Origin of the sequence: Flavobacterium sp. N1736, from assembly GCF_025947065.1 — a bacterium.
GTDB lineage: Bacteria > Bacteroidota > Bacteroidia > Flavobacteriales > Flavobacteriaceae > Flavobacterium.
Genome location: NZ_CP109994.1, coordinates 4,414,941 through 4,438,506, shown reverse-complemented (window position 1 = coordinate 4,438,506; position 23,566 = coordinate 4,414,941). Strand labels below are relative to the sequence as shown.

Here is a 23,566-nt window from a genome sequence, read left to right as displayed (position 1 = left end):
TTTGAAATTGATTTAAAGAAAAGAGCCTTCTTCTTCAAGCTCATACATCTGAAACAGTAATGATTTTTGAGTTTTCATATAGTGTTCCGGATTATATTGTAAAGCTTCGCTTATTGATTCTTCAGCAATATTATTTTTTTGAGAACCTGTTCTCAATAAATATTGAAATGCGATTGTATTTATATCTAATGTATTCATGATTTAAATTTTAAGATGTTGAAATAAAAAAACCCTTTCGGATGGCGACCAAAAGGGCTTATAGTTTAACTATAACAAAGATTCTCTCTTTTACTTTTGGCAACAACGAATTTGGATGCACATTTGCATCATCTCACAGCATACCATCATATTATTCGCTATTGTTTTCATTTTCTTTTTATTTAAAATTAATTCTTTTTTTAAACTCTACTAGTTCGATAGAGTAAATATAATAAATATTTTTAGAACCACCAAATTAAAAAATAACATTTAACATTAAAAAGTTTCTTAATCTGAAGAAAACCCTGTATTTACTGGCTTTTAAATAGCCTTTTAATTTTATAAAAAAGTTAGCCACAGATTAAGAAAAATGATTAAAAAATCTGTGTTTACTCTGTTTGATTCTTTTAATCTGTGACCTGGTTGTATTATAAACTTTAGAACTTGAAACTTAATCTTACAAAACCAAATCTTCCTGTATCAATTTCAAAAAACATTAAAAGACCTACTATTAATGCTATATCTTTTTATTCCTTTTTCTCTTTGATTATTATTTTGATTAAAGTGGTTTTTAATTGGTTTCGTTTTTGAGCAAAAAAAAACCTCTGCAGTTTGCAGAGGTTCTATATATATTTTTGAAAAAAAACTACAATAGTGTCTCTGCGGAGGCTTCCGGCATCATACAAGACATATTGCAAACAGTTAATTTCATTTTTTCTTTTTTATTTGTGAGGCAAATTTGCAAACTATTTTTTAATTGACCAAACAAAAAACAGAAATAATTTCTATTAGCCTATCAAATTAGTATGATATGTTAAATTTCTGTTTAGAAAAATAAAAAAAGTTCAACTTTAATTTGCAAATCAAAATGGTTTTATACCTTTGCACCCGAATACAGAGGAAAAATTTGAACTGATTGCAACCTCTTCATAATGAAACGGTTCATTATGAATACTGAAAGATTGATTTCAGTAGTAAAAAATGCTAAAGCAGGAATTCTCCTTTAGCATTTTCAGCAATTATTTTCCTCGCTTAATTTTAATTTAATACATTATTATGGCTTATTTATTTACGTCAGAATCTGTTAGTGAAGGTCATCCAGACAAAGTTGCAGATCAAATTTCGGATGCATTAATTGATAACTTCTTAGCATTTGATGCTGACTCAAAAGTAGCATGTGAAACTTTAGTTACAACTGGTCAGGTTATTTTGGCCGGAGAAGTTAAATCGAATACCTATCTTGATGTGCAGCAAATTGCGCGTGATGTAATCCGTAAAATTGGATATACAAAAAGCGAGTATATGTTTGAGGCAAATTCTTGTGGAATTTTATCAGCAATTCACGAACAATCTGCTGATATTAATCAAGGTGTAGACAGAGCTAAGCCAGAAGAACAAGGTGCAGGAGATCAGGGAATGATGTTTGGTTACGCAACTAACGAAACTGAGAACTACATGCCATTGGCTCTTGATTTATCTCATAAATTATTACAGGAATTAGCAATTTTAAGACGTGAAAATAAGGAAATTACTTATTTACGTCCGGATGCTAAATCTCAGGTTACTTTAGAATATAGCGATGATAACAAACCAACTCGTATTGATGCGATTGTAATCTCGACTCAACACGATGATTTTGATGAAGAAGCTACAATGCTGGCTAAAATCAAAAAAGATATTATCGAAATTTTGATTCCAAGAATCATTGCAAAAAATCCGGCGCACGCTCATTTATTCAATGATAAAATCAACTACCATATTAACCCAACCGGAAAATTCGTAATTGGTGGTCCTCACGGTGATACTGGTTTAACAGGAAGAAAAATCATTGTTGATACTTACGGTGGAAAAGGTGCTCACGGTGGTGGTGCTTTCTCAGGAAAAGATCCAAGTAAAGTAGACAGAAGTGCTGCTTATGCAACACGCCATATCGCTAAAAATTTAGTTGCTGCTGGTGTAGCTGACGAAATTTTAGTACAGGTTTCTTACGCAATTGGAGTTGCTGAACCAATGGGTATTTTCATTGATACTTACGGAACTTCTAAAGTAAATTTAACTAACGGTGAAATTGCTAAAAAAGTAGAGGAGTTATTTGATATGCGTCCTTACTTTATTGAACAGCGTTTAAAATTAAGAAATCCTATTTACAGCGAAACTGCTGCTTACGGACACATGGGACGTAAACCAGAAGTTGTAACTAAAACTTTTTCTGCTCCGGGCGGACATTCAAAAACAGTTACTGTAGAATTGTTTACTTGGGAAAAACTTGATTTTGTAGACAAAGTAAAAGCTGCATTCGGACTTTAATTTTTAATTCAAACGATTATTAATTTTTAGACTTCTCAGTCAATTTCTTTTTAATCTTACTTATAGTACCCCGATTTCTATTCGTTTAGACTTCGGGGTTTTTATTTGGTTATTAGATTGCATTTGCTTTTCTTTAATGCTAAATTAATCAACCAAAAATGAGCAAACTTCCTTCTTTACAAAACGTATTAAACGCGATACAAAAAACAGTTTTTAGATTTCCTCTCGAAACCATTACAACCATTTTAGGAACCATTTTCGCCATTGTTCTTAATGAGTTAGAATACAATAATCCCAACAAACATTTTTACGAAAAAGCTTTAATGAGTTCTTCTCTATGCCTCGTTTTGTTTCTTTCGATTAGTTTGTTTTTTATTAGTTCGAACAAAAAGAAAATCTTACGATTTACTACAAGTTTAATTCTCGGATTATTAGTTGTCGCTTTTATCTCTGGTTTTAGGGAAAGAATTTCTGATGTCGAATTTCAGCAGTTTTTTGTTCTCAATATCGCGTTACATTTATTGGTTTCATTTGCCGCTTTTTTACCAAAAAAATACAATCAGGAAGAATTTTGGGAATTCAACAAACAGCTTTTCATTAGAATTTTAACCTCTGGTTTATATAGCATTGTTTTGTATTGTGGTTTGGCTTTGGCTATTTTAGCTGTCGAAAAACTATTTAATTTTGAGTTTTACAATAATATTTATCTCTATATCTTTTTCAGTATTACTGGAATTTTCAATACTATTTTCTTCTTAAACGGTGTTCCTGAGATTAATAATGATGAAATTCCTCTTCAGTTAAATTACCCAAAAGGACTTAAAAATTTTACACAATATGTTTTATTGCCTTTAATAAGTCTTTATCTGGTGATTTTGATTTGTTATGAAGCTAAAATACTTGTTACGCTTTCGTTGCCTATTGGCTGGGTTTCTTATCTTGTTTTAGCCTTTGCTATTACCGGAATTCTTTCTTTTTTACTGGTTCATCCTATTGCAAATGAAAACGGAAATCTCTGGATGCGAACATTCAATCGCTGGTTTTACTATTTATTAATTCCATTATTGGGATTGTTATTTTGGGCGATTTTATACCGAATTAATCTTTACGGATTTACGCATGAGCGTTATTACGTTTTACTATTGTCGATTTGGCTTGCGGTTGTTGTTGGGTATTTTTTAATTCAAAAACATCCTAAAATAAAATTCATTCCTATAAGTATGTGTTTGGCGGGATTGTTTTCTATTGTTGGTCCGCAAAGCGCTAATTCTGTTTCAAAATACAGTCAGTTATCTCGTTTTGAAAATTATATGCAGAAGACGGATGGTACAAAACTAACGTTTGAAGAAGAACAGGAATTAAGCAGTATTGTAGATTTTTTAGAACGCAATTATGGTTTTGAAGTTCTGCTTCCTTACGCTCACAAGAAATTAGACGCTCTTTATAAACAAGACAAAGATCCTGGTTCGGGTGAAATTATGAAAAGCCTAGGGTTTGAATACAGATCTGAATACGACAGAAAAGAAGATTTAAATGATTCTTTTAATTATTATTTCTACGAAAACAATGATGATGCCGTAGAAAACATTCATGGCTATGATTTTACATTTACTTTATCTAAAAACAATGCTTTTGAATGTAATAACTGTATCGATATAAATAATGTATCGTATTCAATACAATCAAAAGAGAAAGATTATGGTCAGGATTTACAGATCAATCAGGAAATAATTCCTCTTAAAATAAATGATTTTGTCAATGCAACTTCAAGTTTTAAAAATGATTATTCTAATTCGACTAAAAAAATTGAACAAAAAATCGACAACTCCAAGTATACTATTTTATTAACGTATATAAATGCGAATGGTAAGATTAAAAACAAGAAAAAAATATTAGAAAATTACCAGATAAAAGTTATGGTTGGCATTAAAAAATAAAAAAAAGAAACCCGACAGATTTTAAAATCTGTCGGGTTTACTATTTATAAAAAAGAATTACTAATAAGTTCCGTTTTGCATTTTGGTTAATGTTTCTCGAATTTCCATAGCGGTTTGTTCTTCAATATTTTTATCTAAAAACTTTACTGCCAGCGTTTGCGTTGCAATTGCTTTTTCTTTTTGTCCGTCTTTATAATACAACTGACCCAAAGTATCTAAATAATAAGGATTGTTTTTAGTTATAACCAAACTGTATTCAGACCAATTTATAGCCGCTTTTATGTAACTCGCGTTTTCAGGTTTTAATGTTACCTGCCAAGCCACAGAATTCGCTAAATTAGAATGATATTCTTTAAAAGCATTCCAGCCTCCGTAATTGTACTCAAATTCAGGATTAATTGTAGCGTACATTTCATCTAATCGCTGAATTGCATTTCCTTTTTCAGTAGATAAAAATTTCTCAAAATAAGCATTAAATTCTTTTATAAGAGCCGTATCGTCGTTACTTTTCTCACTTTCTGTTGTTAAAAAAGTAAAATAATTTTTGTAACAATCGTAATCGCCTTTTCCGGAAGCGATCAGTTTTTTGTAAACACTAATTATTTTATCCTGATTTGCACTTCCCTCAATACCTTCTTGCGAAATATAAGTGTTTTGCTGTAATGATGATGAGATTTCAGTACTTAAACTGCCCATATACATCGCAATTGCTTCGCCTTGTTCATTTTCTGTATTCATTATTTGTATCGCATCATAATGCTTTAGCAAATAATCAATGGCAAGAAAATCAGTATCATTTAATATTCTGTCTTCATTAAAAAAATGTTTGTAAAAACCTTGATTTTTAATTTCTTTCAAAATAGTTTCTACTAAATATCGGTTTGGTTTTGTATCTTTTTGATGTGCTTCGATTAACTTTTTCCAAATTTGAGAAACCTCTTTTTTATTTAAACCAACCTTAGTATATTTAAAATAGGTAACATCATTAGCATACGTTGAATCTTCTTCGTAATGATAATCATAAGGCAATTCGGTTGCAGCTGCTTTATAAAAAGCCGAAACTAAATCAGCATCTGATGCTTTTTTATTTTTCTGTACTTTATTAAATGCGTAGAATGCATCTGTTATTTGTAAACTCTTATAGAAACTATCATAATAACTTAACTCTGATTTTTTGTCTAATAAACTAGCTTTTGCAGTAGCTAAAATATCGCCATCACTATTTAAAACAACGACACTTGGATCATCTGCAATTTTATTTGTTTTCAACCATTTTTTATCATCGGCTGTAGCCGGATAATAGTTAAAAACATCAAATTGGGCATCATAACCGTTGTACATGCTGTAACCAACTTGTGCTTCCGTATCTTTCAAAAAAGCATTAAAATCAGCTTTAGCATTAGGATTTTTATTGTCTACACTTACAACTAAAAATTTATTTTTTGCTGTTTTTGTTGTTGCAAGCGCACTTTTTAAATTGTTTTCAATTTTAAATTTAAAATCAAATGTAGAGACCGGATATGCGATTGCGGTAGTATCTACGGTTACATCTGTTGTTCCAAAATCATCTGCGACCAAAGGTTCTTTTCCGGGATAAGTCCATTTTGAAATTTTTTCGTTTTCAAGAGGCGTAACTTTTGAAGTGGTATTCTCCGGCTGAGCATCTTTTTCGTTTACAAACACTAACGGATTTTTTCCTCCCTGTTCAGAAACTCTAAGTTCGTTTGTTTTTTTGTCCAAAAATCCTGCAATATTTAAATCGCCCAAAACATCCAGTTCGTATTTTACGGTCACTTCTGAAACATCTTTTGGCAAAGCAAATTTCGAAAGCTGGCTTTCGGTTTCATATCCTTCATAAACAAAGTATACGTAATCTGCTCTGTCAATTTCAAATTCAACATCCAGATCTTTCCAATCAGGATCTGTTTTTGTTCTAATATCAGTAATTTTTTGATATTGAACAGGCTCAGAACCATTTTGTGTACCTATATAAAAGGCATAATAAGAGGGATCTATAAACTTGATTTTTACTTTGTCTGATTTTTTACCTTTATTGAAAACAACATTAAAAGCGCTTTCTGCTTTTGCTTTTTGAAAAAACAATAACGAATCTCCCTTAATTTTGTATTCGCCGGTATAAAAAACCAGTTCGTATTTATTATCTTCTAATAGGTTTAATTTTATTTTTTGTCCTTTATTGGTAGAAATATAAGTTCCTTTTTCTATTGTTTTTGTTTGAGAAAAAGAAGAAAATATTATACAAAAAGACACTAAGAAACTCCATATAAAATTGCGCATAATTTAATTTTTGGCGGTTAATATTATGCGTAAAGATATTCGATTATTATGGAAATCAAATACGTTAAATCTAAAATTGATACTTAAAATGCTACAAATTATACTTCATAGAAAAGATAATGTAGCGCGGCTGAACGGTATATTGTGAAACTCTCGTAGAAAATTGTGAGAAGCTGTCATCATTAAGATACTTTGTATTTAACAGATTTGTTGCCGAAATTTTATATTCCCATTTACTCTCTTTTTTCTGATAAATTAAACTTGCGCTTAAAAAATCATATTCGTTATCGACGGTTTTATTGCCGTTATAATAATGGTAAAACTCATATTCAGAAACAAACGAAAAACTGTTTAAAAAGTAATAATCTAATCGTGCAAAAGGCTTATCTGTAAAATAGGTTGAACCGCTGTATTTGTTGATTAATGCATTGTATCCAAATTCAATATTCGGTAAGTTTTTGTAATTTGTCGAAGCTTTTACAGTGTAACTCTGCACAAAACTTTCTGTTGTAGCCAATTCTTTATTTTGAATGTTATTGAATTTTGACCAATTGAAACTTGCATTTACAGAGGCTTTATAATTCTTTAAAAATGAACGTCCGTAATTTCCCATTCCGGAGAAAGTTTCGTCTGCCAAATTAGAATTATAAGGTACCGATGATTGGTTAATTCCGGTAAATTCTGCTGCCGTTTTTATGGCATCGACTTTTTTTGTATATGTTGCATTGGCAAAAATATTTTCAAAATTAAACATATTATATTTAAAATATCGAAGTGTATGCACTTGCGAAGTCGCATTTTCCAATAAACGATTTCCTCTAAACAAACTACTGTAATCAGACAGAACATAACCTGCTGCCAATTGATTAATATCTGTAAAATCGTTTGTCAAAGAAAAATTATAAGTCAGCGTTTCTGCTTTTTTAATTTGATAAAGAGCAAAAAAGTCCGGCAGTATTTTTGTGAAATTCTGCGAATAATCTGTTCCTAATTGCGTGTTTTTCATCGCATACGAATGCACGCTGAAACCTGGCGTCAGAGTAAATTTTCCCGTCAATATTTTGTAGTGAAATCCCAAAAACACATCATCAAAATTATAGTTTACCTGATTATTGTTTTCCGGCGTATTCAGATCATTTCGATCTCCGTTATCTAAAATTTGAAACATATGAGAATTAAAATTTTGGTATGAATACGTATTTCCTAATGTAATGTTGATATTGCTTTTTGGCGTTACCATATAATAGTAATCGAGTTTGGCATCGATTTTATTGGTCTTTACAAACCGATCCTGATTTAAATCATTTCTATTCTGATTTGGTGTATAGCCCGACAAAACAAAAGGCTGAGTTCTTAAATTAGCATTATAAAACGGATTTTCGTCCTGATATAAATGCTGTATTTCAAAAGCAAAAATATTTTTAGTGCTTTGTGTATAATACAAACTCAAATTTTGATTTACAGATGTTGGATCTTGCTTTTTATTCGTTAAAATAGTTTCTGTATTCGAAACATTATCAACAACAGATTCACGAAGCAAATCCGTGTCTTCATTTTGTTTTGATAATTTTGTTAAGATGTCATAATCAAATTGAAATCTATCATTTGGTTTATAAGTCGAACTCAGTTTAAAAAGACCCAGATTATTTTTTTGATGTGTTAATTCATCACGTTTTTGCTGATCTCCAGAATCTAAAATCGTGGTTTGAGACTTCGTTTCCAGATCTGTTTTTGATGTCGAAAGAATTCCAAAACCGCTAATATTCCAGGATTTTGTAATGGAATAAGCAAAGTTTGTCGCTCCAAATTTTGTCTCAATTTCCTTGGCGCGATTGTTTCTTAAAAGCGAAATTCCAATATCATTTGATGAAATATTAAAATTGCTTCCGCCTTTTTTCATCAGGCTTTTAAATCCGCCGGTAAACTTAAAATAATCCTGCGCGGTAAGCGGTAATTCACCAATATTATTAAAATTGGTGATTAAATTAATACTGTATTTAGGGCTGTAATAAAACAATTTTGGGTTAATAATATAACGGCTGTCGAGTTCTCCAACTCCGGTTCCGGCTGTAACATCGCCAAACCAAAAGTTCTTTTTGCCTTCTTTCAGTTTAATATTCATCGCCACATTATCCTGATCGTTTTCTAAACCTTTTAAAGCGCCAACTTCGTTGTAATTTCTTAAAACCTGAATTTTATCGATCGCATCAGCAGGAATATTTTTTACGCCAAGTTTTGTGTCTCCGTCAAAAAAATCTTTGCCTTCAACCATTAATTTGCTTACTTTTTTTCCTTCAACTTCAATCTCACCATCGGCATTTACCTCAACGCCCGGAAGTTTTTTTAGTACATCTTCCAGTTTTTTTTCTGTTCCTGATTTAAACGAATCAGCATTATAAACAATAGTATCACCGCTTATCGAAACAGGCATTTCGCGCACGATTTCTACACCTTCAAGTTCAATTCCAACATCGTCCATAACAATGTTTTGAACAATATTTTCAGTTTTGGTCGAAATAGCGATTTCTTTCGATTTCATACCAAGATAACTCACTTTGATCGAATACGCTGTATTGGGTTTTAAAGTCAGCTGAAATTTTCCTTTATCATTAGTAATCCCATAAGAATCCATTGCTTTTGTAGCCGTATTTACAGCCATGATATTCGCCATTTCCAGCGGATTTTTTTGTCCATCCTGAATAAAACCATCAAAACGAAGACTTTGAGAAAAGGAAACAGAAGTCAATAAAATGGCTGCAAAACAAAGTATTTTGTTCATCAAAAAAATGATTAGAATGTATAAATTTTAAAAGTCTGAAGTTTTATCTTCCCATCATAGGCGGTGGTCCGCCTGCGCGCCCACGATTCATTTCCCTAAATTCTTCCATTTTTTTAATTACGGTTTCATCATAATCTTTCTGAGAAATCACTTTTCCTTTTTTAGATGGTTTTATCTCCGCTTTTTCTTTTGCATTCAAAACAACTTTCGAACATAAAATTGTTGTTTTCCCATCATTTACTTCTAAAATTAAACCCGGTAAACCCCAATAATTTTCAGGTCCCTGATTCACCGGAATTTCCGGTGTATACCAAGCCGTTACAAAAATTTCTTTTGGCATTTCAAAATTGTCCTCAAAATTGGTTTTCGTTTCACCGGAAGTTTTTTTGGTTTCATCCTTTTTTTCTTCCGGTTTTTTATCGTCGTTATTTTTAGGTCTGAAATTTCTAAAATCTGTTTTACTCGCCTCTTTTACAGCTGTTGCCTTGTAACACGTATAACCGCCAATTTGTTTTGTTTCAGATTCCATTTTCCAGTTTAATTTTGGTAAAGAATCTACAACGAGAAATTCTTTTCCCATAAACTCTTTATCAACTGTATATGTTTTTGCTTTTACATCTTTATAAAAAGTTCCGCCGCCGCCCATAAACGAATTCATCATTATTCTCATTCCGCCTCCTTGTTGCCCCGGTGCATCTAGTTTTTCTTCTTCTTTATATATAGAAGCTGATTTATCAAAATTTAGAATAAATGTTTTCTCCAGCATTTTTTTCATTCGCTCTTCCATCGTCTTTTGCATTTCCGGCGTAATATCACGATTTCCGCCTCGCATTCCTTCAAATTTAGGTGCTTGCGTTTTTGACTCATAAACAGCCATTCCCTGAAAATCTTTTTGTGCCTGCATTTGAGTAAATACAAGGATTAAAGACATATATAAAATTACTTTTTTCATTACGTTTTGTTTAAAATTGAGTAAATCCGATAAAACTTACACTCAAATGTATTATTAATTTTAAAATACTGAAAGTTAAATATATCAATACCCGTAAGATATAGATAAAATTAGCTATTACTTAGACAATTACGTTTTTGAAGCGTTTAAAAAATAAATTCACTTAAATCTATCCGATTAAACAATTCGTAGAGTAGTTTTTTGTAATTTGGCTCTTCTCAAATCTTAATCTTATGAGCAAAACAGTGCGTATTTTATTCTTATTATTTATCGCCTGTTCTCTCTCTGTTTTTTCACAAAACAAAAAGATAATTGCCACTTCAATTTCTCATTATACTATTGATGTCGACGAATTTCTGGGTTATGATTCTTTTGGATATTCGTATCAGATAAAAAACAACGTTTTCAGCAAAGTAAAAGGAAGTGAAGTTTTCGAATACAAAAATGTTTCATTGGGAAATATCACCAAAGTCGATATTCTGAATCCTTTAAAGATAGTTTTATTCTACGAAGATTTTAATAGTGTTGTTTTACTCGACAATCAATTGAATAAAATGACAGAAATTAATTTTTCTCAAAATAATATTCCAATTGTAGTTTCGGCAATTGGCATGTCAACCCAAAATCAATTATGGGTTTTTAATACGCTAAACCAACAAATTGGTCTTTTTGATTATTTGAAAAATGAATACAAAACGGTTTCTACACCACTAACAGAATCTATAAAATATTACCAAACTGATTTTAATACTTTCTATTGGATTGATAAAAAAAACAATTGGTTCTCTTGTGATATTTTTGGAAAAACAACTCCCTTGGGAAAAGTCCCTGATTTTGACAAAATAGAAATTACTAATCCGCATCAATACATTTTTAGCAGAGCTAATATGTTGTATTTTAAAGACATTTCTGATACAAATTCGAACACTATTTCTGAAATTGACATTTTAGAAAAAACCTTTGATAAATTCTGCTACAAACACCAAATTTTATCTATTTTTACAACTAAACAAATTACCAATTATAAAATCGTAATACCGTAATGCACATAGCAATAGCAGGAAACATAGGCGCTGGAAAAACTACTTTGACTAAATTATTAGCCAAACATTTTAAATGGGAACCACATTACGAAGATGTTGTCGATAATCCGTATTTAGATGATTTTTACCATCAAATGGAGCGTTGGTCGTTTAATTTGCAGATTTATTTCTTAAACAGCAGATTCCGTCAGGTGCAGCAAATTCGCGAAAGCGGAAAAAAAATCATTCAGGACAGAACCATTTATGAAGATGCTTATATTTTTGCTCCCAATTTATATTCGATGGGCTTAATGACAAGCCGCGATTTTGAAAATTATACTTCTCTTTTCGAATTGATGGAATCATTGGTAAAAGCTCCTGATTTATTAATCTATTTAAGAAGTTCTATTCCTAATTTAGTGGGACAAATCCACAAACGCGGACGTGAGTACGAAAACTCTATTTCTATTGATTATTTAAGCCGCCTCAACGAAAGATACGAAGCCTGGGTTCAGACATATACAAAAGGAAAATTATTGATTATCGATGTGGACAATATCAATTTTGTCGATAATCCGGAAGATTTAGGAAATATCATTAATAGAATTGATGCCGAATTGAACGGATTGTTTTAAACACGAATTTCACGGATTTACACGAATAAAAAATGCCTCTAAAAATTTAGAGGCATTTTTTTGTGAAAGATTCTTCAAAGCTCAACTGTCGCAAAACCCCTCAAGTTTGTCATTCCGAGGAACGAGGAATCTCCGCAAGTTGCTCTATAAAGATTGGCAATTCTTGTTACGGAGTTTCTTACGGAGATTCCTCGTTCCTCGGAATGACAAAAAGCACCGCTGCTTAATAATTAAAACATTAAGGAGTGTGCATTTTTTTTTAAAGTTCTTTACAGTCTTGGTTTTAAAACTGTAATAAACTTCCTTTTTTATGGTTAATTTCTTACTTTAGCATTTTGCCGTACTCTTTAAAAATTTTGTAATTATGGATATAAAACCAATTAAAACAGAACAGGATTATGACTTAGCTTTAAAAAGAGTAAACATTCTTTTTGATGCTATACCTAATACAAATGAAGCTATAGAATTAGAAAATCTAGTAACACTAATAGAAGAATATGAGTTAATACATTATCCAATTCCTGATCTAAAGTAAAAACCATAAAAAATGCCTCTAAAATTTAGAGGCATTTTTGTATCTAAAACCTTTGTCAAAGTTTTAAACTTTGACAAAGCTCCCAAGTTTCTTATTTTGCAGCTTCAATTTTTGCTTTTACTTCAGCTTCTGTACCTTCATAAACTTCGGTTGTTGTTTTACCGTTTTCTGTTTTGGTTACAGTTCCGGTTGTAACTCCGTTAATCGTAGATAGATTAACTTCTAAGCGGTTTTTACTGTATTTCGTAGTATCAAAACAATCTGTTTTTTGATGGATATATTTTCCGTTTGCGTCATAATGTGCTAAACATTTTGCTGTTTCTTCTGCTGAACATCCTTTTTCTTTGCACATTTTAATGCATTCTTCTTTAGTCATCATTGCGAGGTTTCCGCATTTAGAAGCAGCACCTGCATGCATTTCAGTTTTAGCACAGCATGAGCTTTTTTCGGCTAAACCTGAAGCTGAATGTCCTTCTCCTAAAATTGGCGCAATTACTAAACCAATTAAACAGGTTAATTTTATAAGGATATTCATAGATGGTCCTGATGTATCTTTAAACGGATCTCCAACTGTATCTCCGGTTACGGCTGCTTTGTGCGCATCAGAACCTTTATAAGTCATTTCGCCGTTGATTAAAACTCCGGCTTCAAAAGATTTCTTCGCATTATCCCAGGCACCCCCGGCATTGTTTTGAAAAACTGCCCAAAGAACTCCTGAAACAGTAACTCCGGCCATATATCCACCTAACATTTCAGCAATTAACTGATTGTTATCAGCGTAAACTAATTTTCCTAAAAGTACAATTGCAATTGGAAAACCTATTGTTAAAATTCCCGGCAGCATCATTTCTCGAAGAGCAGCTTTTGTTGAGATTTCAACACATTTTCCGTATTCCGGTTTTCCGGTTCCTTCCATAATTCCCGGAATTTCCTTAAACTGGCGACGTACTTCGTATACCATATCCATGGCTGCTTTTCCAACAGAATTCATTGCTAAAGCCGAGAAAACTACAGGAATCATTCCACCCACAAATAACATCGCTAAAACTGGCGCTTTAAAAATATTGATTCCGTCAATTCCTGTAAAAGTCACATAAGCAGCAAATAAGGCTAATGACGTTAAAGCTGCAGATGCGATTGCAAAACCTTTTCCGGTTGCTGCTGTTGTATTTCCAACTGAATCTAAAATATCTGTTCTTGTACGAACTTCTTTTGGCAATTCACTCATTTCTGCAATTCCTCCTGCGTTGTCAGATATGGGTCCAAAAGCATCAATTGCCAATTGCATGGCTGTAGTTGCCATCATTGCAGAGGCTGCTAAAGCAACTCCGTAAAATCCTGCTAAAGCGTATGAAATCCAGATTGCAGCAGCGAACAATAATACTGTTGGAAACGTAGAAATCATTCCTGTTGCCAAACCAGCAATTACGTTTGTTCCTGCTCCTGTTGATGATTTTTGTACAATTGCCATAACGGGTTTTGTACCTAATCCTGTATAATATTCGGTTACTGATGAAATTGCTCCGCCAACTACTAACCCAACTAAAGTGGCGTAGAAAACTCGCATTGACGAAATATCTTTGGAACCTTCTCCAAAAAAGCTCATTTGCATGGTTTCAGGCAACATATATTGTACTAAAAAGAAACAGGCAATTGCAGTTAATACAATCGAAACCCAGTTTCCTATGTTTAATGCTTTTTGTACTTGTGCTTCTTTAGCATTGTCATCCGTGATTTTTACTAATGTAGTTCCTATAATAGAAAATAAAATTCCGAAACCGGCAATTGCCATTGGAAGTAAAATTGGACCGATTCCACCGAAAACATCCTGAATATTTCCGCCCATATCTTTAATAACGTAGTTTCCTAAAACCATTGCGGCTAAAACGGTTGCTACATACGAACCAAATAAATCAGCTCCCATTCCGGCAACGTCTCCAACATTATCTCCAACGTTATCTGCAATTGTAGCAGGATTACGAGGATCATCTTCCGGAATTCCGGCCTCTACTTTACCAACTAAATCTGCACCAACATCGGCAGCTTTTGTGTAGATTCCTCCACCAACTCTGGCAAACAAAGCAATAGATTCTGCACCAAGCGAGAATCCTGCTAATGTTTCCAGAACTTTAGTCATATCCTCTGATGAAGTCCAAACTCCATTCATGAATATTTGAAAGAAAATGATAAAAAATCCTGTTAGTCCTAAAACAGCTAAACCTGCAACGCCTAAACCCATAACAGTTCCGCCTCCAAAAGAAACTTTCAATGCTTGTGGCAAACTTGTACGTGCAGCCTGCGTTGTTCTAACATTCGTTTTAGTGGCTATCTTCATTCCCATATTTCCGGCTAAAGCCGAGAAAAATGCTCCAAAAATAAAAGCTACTACTATTAATATATGTGTGGTAGGAACAATAAAAGAAATTCCGGCTAAAACTAAACTGGCGCCAATTACGAAAAAAGTCAGTAATCGATATTCTGCTTTTAAAAATGCAAGTGCACCTTCGTAAATGTGATCTGAAATCTCTTTCATCTTTCCGTCGCCTGCATCTTGTTTTAAAACCCAAGTCCTTTTTATTCCCATGAAAAGTAATCCTAAAATTGCCATAACAATAGGCAAGTAAATCATAAATGCATTCATAATATAGTAATGGTTTTGGTTAATAGTCAATAAACTAACTAAAACGAATTTAAACAAAAAAGCAATACTCCTGACGGTAGTATTGCTTTTTTTATAATAGAATAGGGTAAAAATTATTTAATGCTAAATAATCCCTCTGGTTTGTTTTCAATATCGTTAAAACGCTTCGTACATTCTGCAATAATTGCAAAAGCCTCTTTTACGTCTCCCCAACCTTCTACATCTACTTTTTTGTTTTCAAGATCTTTATAAACCTGGAAGAAATGCTCGATTTCTTTTAATAAGTGTCCGTTTATATCAGAAAGATCATTTAATGAATTCCAGATTGGATCTGAAACGGGTACACAAATGATTTTTTCGTCCGGTCCTTTATCATCTGCCATATGGAAAACACCAATTGGTTTTACTTCTATAACACATCCGGGAAAAGTTGGTTCGTTTATCAAAACCAATACATCAAGAGGATCTCCGTCAAGTGCCAGAGTTTCCGGAATAAATCCGTAATCTGCAGGGTACATCATTGAAGAGAATAACATTCTGTCGAAACGCATTCTTTTAATTTCAAAATCGTACTCGTATTTATTTCTACTTCCTCGTGGTATTTCGATTAATACATCGAAAGTTGTTAGTTTGTCTGCGGTCATTTTCGTTTTTTATTATTTCTATAATTGCGATTGCAAAAGTAACCAAAGAATCCTTTTTTACAATAAAAAACCGCATTAATCTACGTACTTTTCTTTTAAATAACAGACACTTAATATGTAATTTTCCTGTTTCGCTTATTTAGGTAATAATGCCATAACAAATATGTTGCATAAGATCGAAACGGGCTCCATTGTTCAGCGTGAATTTCCATTTCTTGTTTGTCGTGAATATCAAGTAATTCTTTGATTGTATTTATGACTGCAATATCGCCTAAAGGAATCAAATCCGGCTCTTGCAAACAGAACATTAAATAAATATCGATGGTCCAATTTCCAATTCCTTTTAATTTAATGAGTTCTTCCCGAACTTGTTTTGCAGGTTTTGTGGCGAAACTTTCAATGTCGAGTTCTTTATTTAAAACGGCTTCAGCCAAAATTTTAATATACTTCGTTTTTTGCCGACTTACACCAAGATTTCTAAATTCTTCGTCTGATAAAACCGACATCATTTCAGGATTGCAGGTTGTATATGCTTTGATTTTTAAAAATGTGGCTTTCGCCGAATCTACAGAAACCTGCTGTTCGAGTATCAATAATACCAAAGTTTCAAAACCTTGCGGGCGTTTTGGAATTGTTGGTAATCCATACTTTTCTATAATTTGCTGAAAGATTGGATTTTTGTTTGATAGAAAATCGATGGCTTCTTGCATGATTTGGAATTTTAGCTTCAAATCAAAATTAAATAAAAAAAGAATCCCTCAAAGTTGTAAAGTTTTTTTGCTCGCAGATTTGGCAGATTAAGCAGATTTTTTCTTCAAACTGTATTTATATAATCTGAGGTAATCAGCTTAAATCTTGTAAAATCTGCGTGAAAACTATTGAAGCTATTTTCTAGTGTGATTTCTCCTTCCGTCGAATGACAAATATTGCGCAAAAAAAAGCGCAAAGAATTAAACCTTTGCGACTTTGTAACTTTGATTCTTTGTACCTTTCTATTAGAAATAGAATCCGAAAGATCCTTTTACGGCAAATTTATTAGCATCAGGAGCATTTAAATAACTTCCTCTCCAGGAAAAATCGATTCTGAACACTTTAAAGATATTTCCAATTCCGGCGTTATATTCCCAATATACATTTTCAGGTGCAACATAGGGCTGATCTGAAGCATTAATTGCTCTGTTGGCATTCGAAATAGTTCCGTGAACTGCTTTTATACCCACAAATTCTCTCCAATTCAGTTTTCTCATAAATGGAACTCTGGCAAATAATCTTCCGCCAAAATCATGATTCCATTGTAAAGTGGTGTATTGATCTGTTATGAATTCGTAAAAATTCAAATTACTAAAGGTGTTTTCAATTGTAAAATAGGTTTGGTTTCCAGGAATTACACTCATTAATCCTAACGGGATTGTTCCAAATGTTTTACCGGTTTCCAAAATAATATTTGATCTTCCTAATGGTCCAATAATGATAGGCTGCTTATAGAATACTTGTATTTTCTCGTAAGCGAAATCACTATTTAAGACTCCTTTTAAACCATAACTAAAGTTTACAAAGAAATGACTGAATGGACTGTCGACAAGATCACGTTCTACTCCAAAACCAATTGTTTTACGATTTGGCATATACTCAAACTGAATATTAGCTTCAGATTGTGTTACTGCGCTTTGGATAACTCCGGCAGGATTTGCAGCTGTTGGCAAAGTACTGTAATAATCTAAACTAAAAGTTGGCGAAGCTGATTCTAATGTCCTGTATGAAAGTCCCGCCTGAACAACGAAATTTTTCATCGGTTCCATTTCAACCGAAATATTACTCAAATTAATATTGGTCAATTTACCATTACTTCCTGTTGTAAATAAGGCAGAAGAAGCAAAACTTCTTCCTAAAATATCATTTGTTGTGGTTAAACTGGCTCCTATCTGTTCAATATCGCGCCTGTTTCCTCCAGAAATAATGACTCTTTTTTTCTTATCAACCATCCATTTTCCTGAAACGCCGTATTTGAATTTATGATCATCAAAACCGTAAGCGGTATAAGCCTGAATACGCCATGGATCGTTTGGTCCAAAATAGGTTCTTCCTCCTGCACGTATTCGTAAACCTTCGACTTCATTATAACCGAATGTTGAAAATATTGGTCCAAAATCAAAGTTTTTAAACTCGACATAACCGCTGCCTAAAATGGAAACTAAACTATAAAGCTGCTTGAATCTTTTGACTGTTTGCAGAGTATCCAGCATTTTATAGATTCCTGCTTCGTCTTTATTTAATTTTTCAAAACGATTTTCCTCCCAAAATTCAGGTGGTCGGTCATAAACAGCATTATCAATAAAATTGACTTCTTCTTTATAAAACTTTTCCGGTTTTTGAATATTGAATTGGTGATTTCGATATAATGTGGTACGTTTTCCGTAGACTCCTTTTGATTTTTCTTTTTTATTTAAAGCAAAATCAGACATCATGTAGTCACGTGTTAACAGAAAAACAGAATCGTTTTCTACCTCGAATTCCTGCTCGATATAAATATCTTTTACCCAGTTAATATTGGCACTTTTAGTAACGCCCATATTAATTTTCTTGATCGCAAAAGTAGAATCGTTTACCCAAAAATCACCTTTAAAAGTTAATTCGTTTTTACGTCTTGGATAAAAAACGATATTATAACACCATTTTTTATCAATAAATGCACTGTCTTTTAAGACGTAATTGTAAACATCAATTCCGGTTCTTGAAAGTGGACTGGTAAAACTTTTATCAAAAAATTTAAGGTGATTATCGTAAATATTATAATCTGAATAAAGGTCTTTTACAAAGGAAAGAATCTGCTGATTGCCATTAAAACCAGACATTTTATTCCCGGTTATATTCTCTTTTACTTTCTTTAATCTATTATCACCATAAACATCGTAAACTGATTCGTTGATGAAAATTGGCAAATATGTTTTTCCGGTAACATCTGATGTATCAACGTGGGCAAAAACAAACTCCATTCCTTTGAATAGTTTATTCTTCATAAAAGCACTATCAATCGTGTTCATGTCAAACTCGACTTTCTCGTACTTTTGCATTTGATATTGATTAAAAAGATATAAACCGTTTTTACGTTTTCTTTCCCAGATTTTTCTCAAAATATCAAGTGCCGGATTGTTCTTTTTAGATGTTTTTCCGGTAAAAATCACTACTTCATTCAATGCTTCGGCTTCGCCTAAAACAATTTTAAAATCATAATTTACGGCTTTTTCTAATGGAACTTCTTTGTCTGAAAATCCTGCAGATGTAACTAATAAAGCAGTATAATCATTTGGCGATTCCAGATAAAAACGTCCGTCTTCATTAGAAACTATTCCCGTATTTGAACCTTTAAAAACAACATTCGCAAACGGAATAGGCTGGTTTGATTTATCCAAAACAATTCCACTCACTTTCGTTTGTGCAGTAGCAATAGCCGCAAATGCGAATACAAAAAATAGGCTGAGTACAATTATTCTTTTCATTGTCTGGGCAAAAAAAAACTTCATCGATTAACTATGAATGATGAAGTTTTGTGAGTATTTTAAATGTGTATTATTTGTATAATACTTTTTTAACTGCTTTTACTACATCACCTGCATTTGGCAACCAGTCTTTTAATAATACTGGTGAATAAGGTGCAGGAGTATCTGCAGTTGTAATACGTTGAATTGGCGCATCTAGAAAATCAAATGCTTGTTCTTGTACTATATACGTGATTTCTGAAGAAATACTTGCAAATGGCCACGCTTCTTCTAAAATTACTAAACGGTTTGTTTTTTTAACAGATTTTAAGATTGCGTCTTTATCCATTGGACGAACTGTTCTTAAATCGATAATTTCACATGAAATTCCTTCTTTTGCTAATTCATCAGCAGCAATAAAAGCTTCTTTAATGATTTTTCCAAAAGAAACGATCGTAACGTCTTTTCCTTCACGTTTAATGTCAGCAACTCCTAACGGAATTGTGTATTCTCCGTCCGGCACTTCACCTTTATCACCATACATTTGCTCAGATTCCATAAAAATTACGGGATCGTTATCGCGAATTGCAGATTTTAAAAGTCCTTTTGCATCATAAGGAGTTGAAGGTACAACAACTTTAAGTCCCGGAGTATTAGCAAACCAGTTTTCTAAAGCTTGTGAGTGAGTTGCTCCTAATTGACCTGCAGAAGCAGTTGGTCCACGAAAAACGATTGGCACATTAAACTGTCCACCAGTCATTTGACGCATTTTAGCAGCATTATTTATAATTTGATCAATACCTACTAAACAGAAGTTGAATGTCATATACTCTACAATAGGACGACAACCGTTCATAGCTGATCCTACTGCAATTCCTGTAAAACCAAGTTCAGCAATTGGAGTATCGATTACTCTTTTTTCGCCAAACTCAGCAAGCATTCCTTTTGAAGCTTTGTATGCTCCGTTATATTCTGCAACTTCTTCGCCCATTAAATATATGGATTCATCGTGACGCATTTCTTCGCTCATCGCTTCGCAAATGGCCTCTCTAAATTGTATTGTTCTCATATTTATATTGTATGTTGAATTTTCTGAAGAGCAAAAATAAATATTTTAAATAACTTAAAAGCATAAATTGAATTTAAAATCACATGAACTTCTTTCTGCTCTTTGGTTTTAACTTATTAACGATTACTCTATCATTTACGAAATCGATATAATTCGTGTTATCGATTACAAAAATCTTTTTTTTGACAAACTTAACCCTATTTGTTTGATTTTACATTTTAATAATGTAATTCTTCTGAATAAATTAAAGCCGAAATTTCTTTATAATTAGCGATAGTTCTGACATCCTAAATTGCAAGATTGCTAAGAATCAGCATCAATACGTGTATTTCCATTTTCATTTTCGGATGAAAAAGCACTAAAAATCCATAATCTTCGAAAACGTAATAGTTTTAAAAAAATATTATGCATGCATAGTATATTATTCCGATTTTAATTTCTAAATTTGTCAAAGCATATTATAAATTATAAAATATATACTTATGAAAATATTAGTTTGCATCAGCCATGTGCCTGATACTACTTCAAAAATTAACTTTTCCAATGGTGACTCAGAATTCGATACCAACGGTGTACAATATGTTATTAATCCTAATGATGAGTTTGGTTTAACACGTGCCATTTGGTTTCAGGAACAACAAGGCGCTACTGTAACTGTAGTAAATGTTGGAGGTCCGGACACTGAGCCAACTTTACGTAAAGCTTTGGCAATTGGTGCAAACGAAGCTATTCGCGTAAATGCAAATCCAACTGATGGTTTTTTTGTTGCAAAACAATTGGCCGAAGTAATTAAAACTGGCGGATACGATTTAGTAATTGCCGGAAAAGAATCTCTTGATTATAATGGTGGAATGGTTCCCGGAATGATCGCAGGAATTACTGGCTCTAACTTTTTAAACTCTTGTACTTCTTTAACTGTGGATGGCAATAATGTAAAAGCTGTTCGTGAAATCGATGGTGGAAAAGAAACTGTAAGTACAACTTTACCATTAATTATTGGCGGACAAAAAGGTCTTGTTGAAGAAAAAGATCTTCGCATTCCAAACATGAGAGGAATTATGACTGCAAGAACTAAAGCGCTTACTATTCTTGAGCCGGTTGATGCTCCTGTAAATACAAAAGCGGTGAAATTTGAAAAACCAGCTCCAAAATCAGCAGTGAAATTAATTTCTCCTGATAATTTAGATGAGTTAATCAATTTATTACACAACGAGGCGAAAGTAATCTAGTAATTAGTTTTCAGTCTCAGTTTATGAACTTGAAACTTTAAACCTGAAACTTTAAACTCATAACTTTTAAACAAAAAAATTATGTCAATATTAATATATGCAGAATCTGCAGAAGGAAAATTTAAAAAAGTTGCTTTTGAATTAGCTTCTTACGCTAAAAAAGTGGCTGAATCTTTAGGAACTACCGTAACCGCTTTAACTATTAACACTAGCGACGTAAGCGAATTATATAAATACGGGGTTGATAAAGTTCTAAAAGTAAACAACGATAAATTAGCAGGTTTTACAGCTAAGGCTTACGCCGATGTGATCAAACAAGCTGCTGAAAAAGAAGGAACAAAAGTAGTTTTACTTTCTTCTACAACAGATAGTATTTATCTTTCATCATTAGTTGCAGTGGCTTTAAATGCTGGTTTTGCTTCAAATGTAGTTGGATTACCATTAAGCACTTCTCCTTTTCAGGTAAAAAGAAACGCTTTCTCAAACAAGGCATTCAATATTACTGAAATCAATACAGATGTAAAAGTTCTTGGTCTTGCTAAAAACTCTTATGGAATTTTTGAAAGTGCAGGATCTGCAACTGAAGAAGATTTTAACCCAACAATTGGAGACAATGATTTTGGTGTAAAAGTAGATTCTGTAGAAAAAGTTACAGGAAAGGTTTCTATCGCTGATGCTGATATCGTAGTTTCTGGCGGACGTGGATTGAAAGGTCCTGAAAACTGGGGATTAGTAGAAGATTTAGCGGCTGTACTTGGTGCTGCAACGGCATGTTCTAAACCGGTTTCTGATTTAGGATGGAGACCTCACAGCGAACACGTTGGACAAACAGGAAAACCGGTTGCAACAAACTTATATATTGCAATTGGAATTTCAGGAGCGATTCAGCATATTGCGGGTATCAACTCGTCAAAAGTAAAAGTTGTGATCAATAGTGACCCTGAAGCGCCTTTCTTTAAAGTAGCTGATTATGGTATTGTTGGTGACGCTTTTGAAATTATTCCTAAGCTAACAGAGAAATTAAAAGCTTTTAAAGCACAGCATTCTTAATTTAAAATTCTCTATAAAAATATAGCTGCCTAAAAACAAGATAATCGTATCTTTGTTTTAGGTAGCTTTTTTGTTCCATTTTTTTTGAGTAAAATTGCACCTTTATTTTTTAATCAAAAAAAGTATTAAAATGTGGCATTAAGTGCCCTTTTTACCCACTATATATGAGTCTAGTAAAATTATCCATAAAAGGAATTTCATACAGTCAAACTCAAAATGGCGCTTATGCCTTAATTTTGAATGAAGTCGATGGCGAAAGAAAATTACCTATTGTTATTGGCGCTTTTGAAGCCCAATCGATTGCTATTGCCTTAGAAAAAGAAATTAAACCTCCACGCCCATTAACACACGATTTATTCAAAAACTTCGCAGAAAGATTTGATATTGTTGTAAAGCAAGTGATTATTCACAAACTGGTTGATGGCGTTTTTTATTCGAGTTTAATTTGCGAAAGAGATAAAATAGAAGAAATTATCGATGCCAGAACTTCTGATGCAATTGCATTGGCATTGCGTTTTAACGCTCCGATTTTTACTTATAAAAACATCTTGGATAAAGCCGGAATTTATTTAAAATCAAATACTGCAGAAACTGATCAGGGTTCTCAGGAAATTGACGATGTACTTTCAAATCCGGAAACTTTTGGTCATGAAGAAGAAACAAATCAATCTGGAGATGTTTATGCGAAGCATAGTTTACAAGAACTAAATGAGCTTTTAGATCAGGCAGTTTCTCAGGAAGATTATGAAAAAGCGGCCAAAATTAGAGACGAAATCTCGAAAAGATAATTCAAT

The 23,566-nt window shown here is 32.7% G+C and carries 17 protein-coding genes; 8 read left to right on the top strand and 9 right to left on the bottom strand.

Translation table 11 applies throughout. The annotated features are described in order from the left end of the window. Positions 1–12: 12 nt before the first annotated feature. A complete protein-coding gene (locus tag OLM54_RS18835; protein WP_264536089.1) occupies positions 13–198 on the bottom strand; it encodes a hypothetical protein in 186 nt (61 codons plus the stop codon). A 1,056-nt stretch (positions 199–1,254) separates the two neighbouring features. Here OLM54_RS18835 and metK point away from each other — a divergent pair. Further along, the gene (gene metK / locus OLM54_RS18830; protein ID WP_264536088.1) at positions 1,255–2,505 is read left to right on the top strand and encodes a methionine adenosyltransferase; all 1,251 of its coding nucleotides are present in this window, start codon (positions 1,255–1,257) and stop codon (positions 2,503–2,505) included. Between the two features lie 158 nt (positions 2,506–2,663). After that, positions 2,664–4,442, top strand: coding sequence for a DUF4153 domain-containing protein (locus OLM54_RS18825; protein ID WP_264536087.1), 1,779 nt, complete (start codon positions 2,664–2,666; stop codon positions 4,440–4,442). 60 nt (positions 4,443–4,502) lie between these two features. On the opposite strand, the gene OLM54_RS18820 is transcribed toward OLM54_RS18825, so the two are convergent. The 3 genes from OLM54_RS18820 to OLM54_RS18810 all read right to left on the bottom strand — a co-directional run bounded on the left by OLM54_RS18820 (position 4,503) and on the right by OLM54_RS18810 (position 10,471). Further along, positions 4,503–6,740, bottom strand: a complete 2,238-nt coding sequence (locus tag OLM54_RS18820; protein ID WP_264536086.1) for a hypothetical protein — start codon at positions 6,738–6,740, stop codon at positions 4,503–4,505. A gap of 91 nt (positions 6,741–6,831) precedes the next feature. Beyond that, entirely contained in the window at positions 6,832–9,519 is a 2,688-nt protein-coding gene (locus OLM54_RS18815) for a carboxypeptidase-like regulatory domain-containing protein (protein WP_264536085.1), read from the bottom strand. A gap of 43 nt (positions 9,520–9,562) precedes the next feature. Further along, positions 9,563–10,471 (bottom strand): GLPGLI family protein, encoded by a 909-nt coding sequence (locus tag OLM54_RS18810; RefSeq protein ID WP_264536084.1) that lies wholly within the window; start codon positions 10,469–10,471, stop codon positions 9,563–9,565. 233 nt (positions 10,472–10,704) lie between these two features. Here OLM54_RS18810 and OLM54_RS18805 point away from each other — a divergent pair, with 233 nt between their 5' ends. The 3 genes from OLM54_RS18805 to OLM54_RS18795 all read left to right on the top strand — a co-directional run bounded on the left by OLM54_RS18805 (position 10,705) and on the right by OLM54_RS18795 (position 12,663). Beyond that, positions 10,705–11,514 (top strand): hypothetical protein, encoded by an 810-nt coding sequence (locus OLM54_RS18805; RefSeq protein ID WP_264536083.1) that lies wholly within the window; start codon positions 10,705–10,707, stop codon positions 11,512–11,514. Next, positions 11,514–12,128 (top strand): deoxynucleoside kinase, encoded by a 615-nt coding sequence (locus tag OLM54_RS18800; protein ID WP_026983862.1) that lies wholly within the window; start codon positions 11,514–11,516, stop codon positions 12,126–12,128. The genes OLM54_RS18805 and OLM54_RS18800 overlap by 1 nt, the downstream gene beginning before the upstream one ends. Positions 12,129–12,492: 364 nt before the next feature. Further along, positions 12,493–12,663, top strand: coding sequence for a hypothetical protein (locus OLM54_RS18795; protein WP_264536082.1), 171 nt, complete (start codon positions 12,493–12,495; stop codon positions 12,661–12,663). A gap of 91 nt (positions 12,664–12,754) precedes the next feature. Here the strand turns inward: OLM54_RS18795 and OLM54_RS18790 are convergent, their stop codons facing one another. From OLM54_RS18790 to OLM54_RS18770, 5 genes are all read right to left on the bottom strand, one after another. Next, positions 12,755–15,304 (bottom strand): sodium-translocating pyrophosphatase, encoded by a 2,550-nt coding sequence (locus tag OLM54_RS18790; RefSeq protein WP_264536081.1) that lies wholly within the window; start codon positions 15,302–15,304, stop codon positions 12,755–12,757. Positions 15,305–15,417: 113 nt separating this feature from the next. Next, the gene (locus tag OLM54_RS18785; protein ID WP_264536080.1) at positions 15,418–15,948 is read right to left on the bottom strand and encodes an inorganic diphosphatase; all 531 of its coding nucleotides are present in this window, start codon (positions 15,946–15,948) and stop codon (positions 15,418–15,420) included. Between the two features lie 110 nt (positions 15,949–16,058). Beyond that, positions 16,059–16,658, bottom strand: a complete 600-nt coding sequence (locus tag OLM54_RS18780) for a DNA-3-methyladenine glycosylase family protein (RefSeq protein WP_264536079.1) — start codon at positions 16,656–16,658, stop codon at positions 16,059–16,061. Positions 16,659–16,943: 285 nt separating this feature from the next. Then, positions 16,944–19,445, bottom strand: a complete 2,502-nt coding sequence (locus tag OLM54_RS18775; protein WP_264536078.1) for a DUF5686 and carboxypeptidase-like regulatory domain-containing protein — start codon at positions 19,443–19,445, stop codon at positions 16,944–16,946. A gap of 70 nt (positions 19,446–19,515) precedes the next feature. Then, positions 19,516–20,493 (bottom strand): pyruvate dehydrogenase complex E1 component subunit beta, encoded by a 978-nt coding sequence (locus OLM54_RS18770; protein WP_042566137.1) that lies wholly within the window; start codon positions 20,491–20,493, stop codon positions 19,516–19,518. Between the two features lie 482 nt (positions 20,494–20,975). Here OLM54_RS18770 and OLM54_RS18765 point away from each other — a divergent pair, with 482 nt between their 5' ends. The 3 genes from OLM54_RS18765 to OLM54_RS18755 all read left to right on the top strand — a co-directional run bounded on the left by OLM54_RS18765 (position 20,976) and on the right by OLM54_RS18755 (position 23,560). Further along, entirely contained in the window at positions 20,976–21,722 is a 747-nt protein-coding gene (locus tag OLM54_RS18765) for an electron transfer flavoprotein subunit beta/FixA family protein (RefSeq protein ID WP_264536077.1), read from the top strand. A gap of 81 nt (positions 21,723–21,803) precedes the next feature. Continuing rightward, positions 21,804–22,772, top strand: coding sequence for an electron transfer flavoprotein subunit alpha/FixB family protein (locus OLM54_RS18760; RefSeq protein ID WP_264536076.1), 969 nt, complete (start codon positions 21,804–21,806; stop codon positions 22,770–22,772). Between the two features lie 164 nt (positions 22,773–22,936). Continuing rightward, the gene (locus OLM54_RS18755) at positions 22,937–23,560 is read left to right on the top strand and encodes a bifunctional nuclease family protein (RefSeq protein ID WP_059114911.1); all 624 of its coding nucleotides are present in this window, start codon (positions 22,937–22,939) and stop codon (positions 23,558–23,560) included. Positions 23,561–23,566: the final 6 nt, after the last annotated feature.

Excerpts from the sequence above, each read along its gene's own strand:
- metK (WP_264536088.1), top strand. The coding sequence starts at position 1,255 with ATGGCTTATTTATTTACGTCAGAATCTGTTAGTGAAGGTCATCCAGAC.
- OLM54_RS18815 (WP_264536085.1), bottom strand. The coding sequence starts at position 9,519 with ATGAACAAAATACTTTGTTTTGCAGCCATTTTATTGACTTCTGTTTCC.
- OLM54_RS18800 (WP_026983862.1), top strand. The coding sequence starts at position 11,514 with ATGCACATAGCAATAGCAGGAAACATAGGCGCTGGAAAAACTACTTTG.
- OLM54_RS18785 (WP_264536080.1), bottom strand. The coding sequence starts at position 15,948 with ATGACCGCAGACAAACTAACAACTTTCGATGTATTAATCGAAATACCA.
- OLM54_RS18820 (WP_264536086.1), bottom strand. The coding sequence starts at position 6,740 with ATGCGCAATTTTATATGGAGTTTCTTAGTGTCTTTTTGTATAATATTT.
- OLM54_RS18835 (WP_264536089.1), bottom strand. The coding sequence starts at position 198 with ATGAATACATTAGATATAAATACAATCGCATTTCAATATTTATTGAGA.
- OLM54_RS18770 (WP_042566137.1), bottom strand. The coding sequence starts at position 20,493 with ATGAGAACAATACAATTTAGAGAGGCCATTTGCGAAGCGATGAGCGAA.
- OLM54_RS18810 (WP_264536084.1), bottom strand. The coding sequence starts at position 10,471 with ATGAAAAAAGTAATTTTATATATGTCTTTAATCCTTGTATTTACTCAA.
- OLM54_RS18765 (WP_264536077.1), top strand. The coding sequence starts at position 20,976 with ATGAAAATATTAGTTTGCATCAGCCATGTGCCTGATACTACTTCAAAA.
- OLM54_RS18760 (WP_264536076.1), top strand. The coding sequence starts at position 21,804 with ATGTCAATATTAATATATGCAGAATCTGCAGAAGGAAAATTTAAAAAA.
- OLM54_RS18805 (WP_264536083.1), top strand. The coding sequence starts at position 10,705 with ATGAGCAAAACAGTGCGTATTTTATTCTTATTATTTATCGCCTGTTCT.
- OLM54_RS18755 (WP_059114911.1), top strand. The coding sequence starts at position 22,937 with ATGAGTCTAGTAAAATTATCCATAAAAGGAATTTCATACAGTCAAACT.
- OLM54_RS18825 (WP_264536087.1), top strand. The coding sequence starts at position 2,664 with ATGAGCAAACTTCCTTCTTTACAAAACGTATTAAACGCGATACAAAAA.
- OLM54_RS18790 (WP_264536081.1), bottom strand. The coding sequence starts at position 15,304 with ATGAATGCATTTATGATTTACTTGCCTATTGTTATGGCAATTTTAGGA.
- OLM54_RS18795 (WP_264536082.1), top strand. The coding sequence starts at position 12,493 with ATGGATATAAAACCAATTAAAACAGAACAGGATTATGACTTAGCTTTA.
- OLM54_RS18780 (WP_264536079.1), bottom strand. The coding sequence starts at position 16,658 with ATGCAAGAAGCCATCGATTTTCTATCAAACAAAAATCCAATCTTTCAG.
- OLM54_RS18775 (WP_264536078.1), bottom strand. The coding sequence starts at position 19,445 with ATGAAAAGAATAATTGTACTCAGCCTATTTTTTGTATTCGCATTTGCG.